This is a genomic window from Burkholderia sp. Bp9090, from assembly GCF_003857985.1.
GTDB lineage: Bacteria > Pseudomonadota > Gammaproteobacteria > Burkholderiales > Burkholderiaceae > Burkholderia.
Genome location: NZ_QTPV01000030.1, coordinates 83,482 through 91,195, shown reverse-complemented (window position 1 = coordinate 91,195; position 7,714 = coordinate 83,482). Strand labels below are relative to the sequence as shown.

The following is a 7,714-nucleotide window of genomic DNA, read 5'->3' as shown; positions in this document are numbered from 1 at the left end:
GCCGCGATCTTCGCGAGCGAGCCGCCGAATTTGCCGACCGCGGTCCGCGCGGCCGATACGATCACTACGTCCGTCATTTCCGTTTCCTCCGGGCCCGCACGACACGGCGCATCGCTACCGGCCCTGTTAAAAAAACTGCGGTGCATCGGACAGCGTGCGCCGCTGTCCGGTTTTCGTCAATCGCGCTGCAATACGTAGCGACCCGGCGCCGGCTCGATCACCGGGAACTGCTCGCTCCCGGGCTTGGCGGGCGGCGCGACCTTGCGGCCGCCGTACTGGTCGAGCCACTCGACCCAGGTCGTCCACCAGCTGCCGGGCTGCTCGGTCGCACCGGCAAACCAGTCGTCCGCCGATGCGGGCAGGTCGCTGTCGTTGACCCAGTAGCTGCGCTTCTTCTTCGCCGGCGGATTGATCACGCCCGCGATGTGACCCGACGCGCCGAGCACGAACTTCAGCGGGCCCGTCAGGATCGACGTCGATGCGTAGGCCGTCTGCCACGGCACGATGTGATCCTCGCGCGACCCGTAGATGAAGGTCGGCACGTCGATGCGCGACAGGTCGACGGATTCGCCGCACACCGTCAGCGCACCCGGCACGCGGAGCTTGTTCTCGAGATAGGTATTGCGCAGGTACCACGCGTACATCGGCCCCGGCAGGCTCGTCGAGTCGCTGTTCCAGTACAGCAGGTCGAACGCGGCGGGCGTGCGGCCCTTCAGGTAGTTGTCGACGACGTAGTTCCACACGAGGTCGTTCGGCCGCAGGAACGAGAACGTGTTCGCGAACTCGACGCCGCGCATCAGCCCCGGCGCGGCGCCGTTCTTGCCGCCGATGGTCTGCTCGCGCATCTGCACGTGCGCCTCGTCGACGAACACGTCGAGGATGCCGGTGTCGGTGAAGTCGAGCATCGCGGTCAGCAGCGTCATCGACGCGGCCGGATGTTCGCCGCGCGCGGCGAGCACCGACAGCGCGGTCGCGAGCATCGTGCCGCCGACGCAGAAGCCGAGCGTGTTGATCTGCTCGCGGCCGCTGACCTGCTGCACGGCGTCGATCGCCGCGAGCAGCCCTTCGTTCATGTAGTCGTCCCACGTCTTGTGCGCGACCGACGCATCGGCGTTGCGCCACGACACGAGGAACACCTGATGGCCGCTGGACAGCGCATGCGCGACGAGCGAATTCTCGGGCTGCAGGTCGAGGATGTAGAACTTGTTGATGCACGGCGGCACGATCAGGAGCGGCCGTTCGAACACCTTGTCCGTCTTCGGCGCGTACTGGATCAGCTGGATCAGGTCGTTCTCGTAGACGACCGCGCCTTCGGTACACCCGAGGTTCTTGCCGACCACGAACTGCGATTCGTCGGTCTGCGAAATTTTGCCGCGCTGCAGGTCGCCGAGCAGGTTCATCATCCCCTGCCGCAGGCTTTCGCCCTGCGTCTCGAGGATCGATTTCTGTGCGTCGGGATTGAGCGCGAGGAAGTTGCTCGGCGCCGCGGCGGCCGTCCATTGCTGAACGGAGAAACGGATGCGTTCGCGCGTCTTCGGGTCGGTCTCGAGCGCGTCGGCCAGCTCCTGCAGGTAGCGCGCGTTGAGCAGGTACCACGCGGCCGCGAATGCATGCGCGGGCGACGCCTTCCAGGCATCCCCGCTGAAGCGGCGGTCCTTCAGTTCAGGCGACTCGAGCTTCGCGGCGGCGGCCTGCTGCATCAGCGTCATGCAGTCGCGCGCATAGTCGGCCTGCAACTTCTGGAGCCGTTCGGGCGGGATCGCGGCTACCGGCAGCTTCAGCCCCGCGAACGGCGAGGCCAAGCCGCCGAAGGCGCCCAGATCGGGCATCGACGGCATCTGGAACGGAACCGATGTCGGGAACTGGAATGCGGCGAATGGATTCGCGGTGGTCGACGCCGTTGCGGCGCGCGCAGGATCGGCGAAACCGCGCCACGCGTTCAGCCATGCCTCGAACATCTGCTGCATCGGCTGGGTAGCCTGACCGAATCCGGTGCTGCCCGTGGAAGTGCCCGCCTGAGCGGACGTCGACGAATTTTTCGATGCTGTCATTACCTGCCTTACCGGTGATTCGTGAGCGTCAATCGTGAAATCCTGCTCGCGCGCGGCATGCCGGTTGCGAGCCGGGCCGTCATGCTCTGGAGAGGCGTCTCCAGATTCTGCCGCAGTGCGGTATTTTTATCATTATCGTTTTCCCCATGTGAAGCGCTGCGTCAAACCACCGAACATTTCTGCTCGAAGATAATCCGCACGCAACAGGCGGGACAAGGCTTCCGGCGAAACATAAAACATTTTGATTGACTTGACTTCGCGATTATTCATTCGGTTGTCCATGCAACGCCGCATTGCCTCGCCAATATCGAGATAAGCCGATTTCGCAACGCAACAAACCGCGCGCGCGAACGCACGCGGTCAGCCCTCAGTCGGCTTTCAATCGGCCAGCCAGATCGCCGCCGCCATGCGGCCGGTCACGCGGTCGCGCCGGTACGAATAGAAGCGTGCGGGTTCGTCGACCGTGCACGCGCGCCGGCCGCTCACGTGCGCCACGCCTGCGCGCGCGAGGCGCAGGCGCGCGAGCGCATGGAGATCGGCGAGGTACTTGCCGGGCGCACCGTCGATCGCGACGAACGCTTGCCGCGTCTCATCATGCTCCGACTGCGGAGCGGTGTCGAGAAACGCCTCGCGCACGTCGGCGCCGACTTCGAACGCCTGCGGGCCGATCGCGGGCCCGAGGTACGCATGCAGCACATCCGTCGCGCCGCCGGCGAGCGCCGCGACGCGCGCCGCGGTCTGCTCGACGATGCCGGCCGCGAGCCCGCGCCAGCCTGCGTGCGCGGCGCCCACCGCCCGGCCCTGCGCATCGCACAGCAGCACCGGCAGGCAATCCGCGACCATCACGACGCAGACCGCCCCCGTGCGGTCGGTCACGCTCGCGTCGGCCTGCACGGGCGCCGAGCCAGCCGGCGCGGCCTCGATCACCTCGTCCGCACGCACGACCTGCGCGCCGTGAACCTGCTCGAGCCATGCCGCGCGCGCCTGCCCCGCCAGCGCGAGCAGGCGCGCGCGATTCGCCACGACATGGGCCGGATCGTCACCGGTATGCAGGCCGAGATTCATCCCGCCCGGCAATGCGGCGCCGTCCTGCCAGCGTCCGTACGGGCCTTCGCTCACGCCGCCGTCGCGCGTCGTGATCAGCGCACGCACGCGCGGCGCCACCTGCCAGTCGGGCTGCACGCAGTCCTGCCACGTCAACGGCGCCAGGTTCGTCATCGGCACTCACTCCTCCTCATCGTCGTAATCGTCGTCGTGATCCCGATAATCGCCGGCGAAATCGTCATCGTCGTAGACACCGTCTTCATCGTCGAATTCCTCGTCGCCCTGCCCGAAGCCCAGCGCCGCGACGAGCGCGTTCATGTCGTCCGGCAACGGACAGCGCCACTGCATCGTCTTGCCCGTGACCGGATGCACGAGGCCGAGCCGCCATGCGTGCAGCGCCTGCCGCGCGAACCCGTCCGGCAGCGGCGCGACCGAGCGCTTGCCGCGCGCGCGCCCGTACACCGGATCGCCGAGCAGCGGATGCCCGACATGCGAGCAGTGCACGCGGATCTGGTGCGTCCGGCCGGTTTCGAGGTCGCACTGGATCGCGGACACCGGCTGACGTTGCCACATGCATGTGTCAACCGTGCGGAAATGCGTGCGCGCGGGCTTGCCCGACGCGCCGGTGACGACGGCCATGCGCGTGCGCTCGCGCGGATCGCGGCCGATCGGCGCGTCGATCGTGCCGTCCTCGGGCATCGTGCCCCACACGAGCGCGAAATAGCGGCGCTTCACCGTACGCGCCTGCAGCTGGCGCACGAGGTCGGTCTGCGCGGCGAGTGTGCGCGCAACCACCATCAGGCCGGACGTCTCCTTGTCGAGCCGGTGCACGATGCCCGCGCGCGGCAGGCCGGCCGCCGCGTCGCCGTAGCGGTGCAGCAGGCCGTTGAGGATCGTGCCGCTCCAGTTGCCGGCGGCCGGGTGGACGACGAGGCCCGCCGGCTTGTTGATGACGACGAGCGCGTCGTCCTCGTAGATCACGTCGAGCGGCACCGGCTCCGGCGTGAACGCCAGCTGCTCCGGCAGCAGGTCGGGCACGAGCTCGATCCTGGCGCCGAGCGGCACCGGCTGGCGGATCTTCGCCGGCGCGCCGTCGACCAGCACGCGTTGCGCCTCGATCCAGCTCTGCAGGCGGCTGCGGGAGAATTCGGGGAACAGTTGGGCGAGCGCCTTGTCGAGGCGTTCACCCGCCAGCGACAGCGGCACTTCGACGACGCGCGGCGCCTCGTCGGCCGCCGCGGACGGCACCACAGGCGGCTGCATCGCGCCTGCAGCCAGATCGTCATCGGGGGAATCCCCCGAGGCAGCGTCGGCGGGCCGATCGCTTGGGCTATAATCTTCGCGATTTGACTTGCCCCGCGGGGCATTCTGCGAACTTGAACGGGTCATTTAGACTGGGTCACCGAGACTTGAAGCTAGGACATGCGAGCATGATGAATTCGACCAAACGTACGGCCAAAACCGTCGCCGCCCGAGCTGCGGTGGTAGCGGCCGCGGCCCTCATCGCCGGCTGCCACGGCTTGCCGCAGAAGCAGGACGAGACGGCTACCTGGTCGAACAACAAATTATACTCAGAGGCCCAGGACGCACTGTCCGGCGGCGACTGGGGCAAGTGCGCGAAATATTTCGAATCGCTGCAAGGCCGCGATCCGTTCGGCCATTTCGCGCAACAGGCGCAGATCAACGTCGCGTACTGCAACTGGAAGGACAACGAAGCGGCAGCCGCCGACCAGGCGGTCGACCGCTTCATCCAGCTGCACCCGGATCACCCGGATATCCCGTACGCGTACTACCTGAAGGGGATGATCCACTTCAACGACGATCTCGGCCTGTTCGGCCGCTTCTCCGGCCAGGACATGAGCGAGCGCGATCCGCAGGCACTGCGCGAATCGTACGACGCGTTCAAGGTCGTCGTCGACCGCTACCCGAAGAGCAAGTACGCGCCGGACGCCGCCGCCCGGATGCGCTACATCGTCAACGCGCTCGCGTCGCACGAAGTGCACGCGGCCGACTACTACTATCGGCGCGGCGCCTATGTCGCGGCGATCAACCGCGCGCAGCTCGCGATCAAGGACTACAAGGGCGCGCCGGCGATCGAGGACGCGCTGCACATCATGATCCTGTCGTACGGCAAGCTGAACCAGCCGGAGCTCGCGGAAGACACGAAGCGCGTGCTCGCGGGGACTTTCCCGGACAGCCCGTACATCACCGGCCACTCGCGCCCCGGCACGAAGAAGTCGTGGTGGCAGTTCTGAGCGACGCCCGTGCATCAATAAAAAACCCGGCCATCGAGCCGGGTTTTTTGTTGATGCCGCCCGTAGCAGGCGGCGGGGCGGTCATGCGCGTTTTTCCGCGCGGTGCTCGTCGAAAAAGTCCTGCACGACCGCGATCTCGCGGGTGCGCTTGAACGGCGGCAGGCTCTGCCAGATCCGGCGGCCGTAAGGCTTGTCGACGAGCCGCGTGTCGCAGATCATCAGCACGCCGCGATCGGTCTCCGCGCGAATCAGGCGGCCCGCACCCTGCTTCAGCGTGATCACGGCCTGCGGCAGCTGGTGAACCGCGAACGGGCTCAAGCCCTTCTTGGTCAGCGCGTCGAGCCGCGCGGCCAGCACCGGATCGTCGGGCGGCGCGAACGGCAGCTTGTCGATCACGACGAGCGACAGCGCGTCGCCGCGCACGTCCACACCTTCCCAGAAGCTCTGGCTGCCGACGAGGATCGCATTGCCGTACGAACGGAAGCGGTCGAGCAGCTCGGTGCGGCTGGCGTCGCCCTGCACCAGCAGCGGCATGTTCCAGCCGCGCGACTCGATCACGTCGCGCAGCTTCGACGCGATCCGGTCGACCGCACGGAGCGTCGTGCACAGCATGAAGACGCCACCGCCCGACGCCTCGATCGCCGGCAGCGCGGCGTCGAATACGGCGTCGGTAAACGCCGGCGACGACGGCTGCGGCAGGTTGCGCGGCACGTACAGCAGGCCCTGCGTCTGATAATCGAACGGGCTCGCGAGCGTCATCGAGCGCCGCGAGCTGAGTCCCATCTGGGCCGCGTAGTGCGTGAAGTCGCCGCGCACCGACAACGTCGCCGACGTAAAGACCCACGCGCGCGGCACGCCGGCGCGCTGCTTCGCGAAAATCGGCGCGACCGACAGCGGCGTTTCGTGCAGCTGGACGGTATGCGCGAACACCTCGACCCAGCGCACCTTCTCGTTCGGGTCGTCGGCGCCCGCCTTGTCGCCTGCTGCGGCGGCGTCGGCCTTCGCGGCCGCTTCCGCCGCACCCGGCGCGACCCAACCCGCGAGCAGGTCCTGCAGCTCGCGGGCGCGCCGCAGGCACGCGCCGAGCGATTCCGCCCGCTCGGCCTGGCTCGCGAGCGCCGAGGCAAGCGCATCGAGCGCCACTTCGAGCGCATCGAGCGCGCCGAACATCGGATGATCGTCGCCCAGTTGCGCGAGCGACATGCGCACGATCTGGTCGTTCGCAAACGCGAGGCGCAGGTCGCGCGCCGCACGTTCGAGATCGCCTCCGAGCTTCACCCACTCGACCGCATCGCGCGCATGGCTCAGGCCTTCGGCGACCGTGTCGCGCGCGAGTTCGAGGATTTGCGTGGTCGACAGCGTCTCGCCGAAGAACAGCGTGGCCGTTTCCGGCAGCTGGTGCGCTTCGTCGAAGATCACCGTGTTCGCGTTCGGCAGCAGTTCGGCCATCCCGGTGTCGCGCAGCATGATGTCCGCGAAGAACAGGTGATGGTTGACGACGACGACGTCGGCCTGCTGCGCCTCGCGCCGCGCCTGCATCACGAAGCATTCCTTGTAATGCGGGCACTCCTGGCCGAGGCAGTTGTCGCGCGTCGACGTGACCATCGACCACACGGGCGCCGTCTCCGGCACGCTCGCGAGCTCGGCCTTGTCGCCGCTCTTCGTGATCTTCGCGAACCGGACGATTTCCTGCAGGTACGCGGTGTCCTGCCGCGACGGCAGGCGGCCGTTGTCGGCCGTGCGCTGCAGGTAGTAATGGCACAGATAGTTCGAGCGGCCCTTGAGCATCGCGACCGTCACCGGCACCGCGAGCGCGTTGCGCACCGTCGGGATGTCGCGCTGGAACAGCTGGTCCTGCAGGTGCTTCGTGCCGGTCGACACGATCACCTTGCCGCCCCACAGCATCGCGGGCACCAGGTATGCATAGGTCTTGCCGGTACCGGTGCCGGCCTCGACGATCAGCGTGTTGTCGCCGGCGTCGGTGTCGGCGGCTGCGCCGTCCGCGGTGGACTCGGCCGCCTGGTCGCCTTCGCCGAGGCGGCGCGCCGGCCGCTTGCGGGTCTCGAAGATTTCCGGCTCGGGCATCCGGCGCGCGGACGCCTCCATCGCGGACGCGACCGCGCGCGCCATTTCGATCTGCGACTGGCGCGGGTGATAGCCGTCCAGCGCGCGCGCAAGCAGTCCGCCTTCGCCGAAAATCGTGTCGAGTTCGTCGACGCGCTTGCGGCTCAGCTCGAAGGTGCCTTCGGGCGCACGAACGCGCCCGGCGGACGACGCGTCACGCCGGGCATCGGGGTTGGCTTCAAGCGGTGAATTCAAGGCAAGCGTTCCTGTGTCCAGCGCCCGGGCGGCGCCGGCGCTTGC

General features: G+C 67.8%; 7 protein-coding genes. 2 read left to right on the top strand and 5 right to left on the bottom strand.

Annotated elements, in window-relative coordinates; all coding sequences use genetic code 11:
* Positions 1–198: hypothetical protein (locus tag DIE16_RS36930; RefSeq protein ID WP_221621952.1), on the top strand; the 198-nt coding region annotated here is incomplete at its 5' end.
* Here DIE16_RS36930 and phaC read toward each other — a convergent pair.
* The 4 genes from phaC to DIE16_RS24485 form a co-directional block, all read right to left on the bottom strand.
* Positions 177–2,051 carry a class I poly(R)-hydroxyalkanoic acid synthase gene (gene phaC, locus DIE16_RS24495; RefSeq protein ID WP_124893565.1) on the bottom strand — a complete coding sequence of 625 codons (1,875 nt, stop codon included), beginning with the start codon at positions 2,049–2,051 and terminating at the stop codon, positions 177–179. The two genes, DIE16_RS36930 and phaC, sit on opposite strands and share 22 nt — an antisense overlap.
* A gap of 132 nt (positions 2,052–2,183) precedes the next feature.
* A complete protein-coding gene (locus DIE16_RS36730) occupies positions 2,184–2,321 on the bottom strand; it encodes a hypothetical protein (RefSeq protein ID WP_185735512.1) in 138 nt (45 codons plus the stop codon).
* Between the two features lie 108 nt (positions 2,322–2,429).
* Positions 2,430–3,269 carry a peptidoglycan editing factor PgeF gene (gene pgeF / locus DIE16_RS24490; protein ID WP_124893564.1) on the bottom strand — a complete coding sequence of 280 codons (840 nt, stop codon included), beginning with the start codon at positions 3,267–3,269 and terminating at the stop codon, positions 2,430–2,432.
* 6 nt (positions 3,270–3,275) lie between these two features.
* A complete protein-coding gene (locus tag DIE16_RS24485) occupies positions 3,276–4,484 on the bottom strand; it encodes an RluA family pseudouridine synthase (RefSeq protein ID WP_124570098.1) in 1,209 nt (402 codons plus the stop codon).
* A 41-nt stretch (positions 4,485–4,525) separates the two neighbouring features.
* On the opposite strand from DIE16_RS24485, the gene DIE16_RS24480 reads away from it, so the two are divergent.
* Entirely contained in the window at positions 4,526–5,350 is an 825-nt protein-coding gene (locus tag DIE16_RS24480) for an outer membrane protein assembly factor BamD (RefSeq protein ID WP_044848889.1), read from the top strand.
* Between the two features lie 81 nt (positions 5,351–5,431).
* On the opposite strand, the gene DIE16_RS24475 is transcribed toward DIE16_RS24480, so the two are convergent.
* On the bottom strand, positions 5,432–7,669 hold the full coding sequence (locus DIE16_RS24475; RefSeq protein WP_124893563.1) for an ATP-dependent DNA helicase: 2,238 nt from the start codon (positions 7,667–7,669) through the stop codon (positions 5,432–5,434).
* Positions 7,670–7,714 lie beyond the last annotated feature (45 nt).

Excerpts from the sequence above, each read along its gene's own strand:
- pgeF (WP_124893564.1), bottom strand. The coding sequence starts at position 3,269 with ATGACGAACCTGGCGCCGTTGACGTGGCAGGACTGCGTGCAGCCCGAC.
- DIE16_RS36730 (WP_185735512.1), bottom strand. The coding sequence starts at position 2,321 with ATGAATAATCGCGAAGTCAAGTCAATCAAAATGTTTTATGTTTCGCCG.
- DIE16_RS24480 (WP_044848889.1), top strand. The coding sequence starts at position 4,526 with ATGATGAATTCGACCAAACGTACGGCCAAAACCGTCGCCGCCCGAGCT.
- DIE16_RS24485 (WP_124570098.1), bottom strand. The coding sequence starts at position 4,484 with ATGACCCGTTCAAGTTCGCAGAATGCCCCGCGGGGCAAGTCAAATCGC.
- phaC (WP_124893565.1), bottom strand. The coding sequence starts at position 2,051 with ATGACAGCATCGAAAAATTCGTCGACGTCCGCTCAGGCGGGCACTTCC.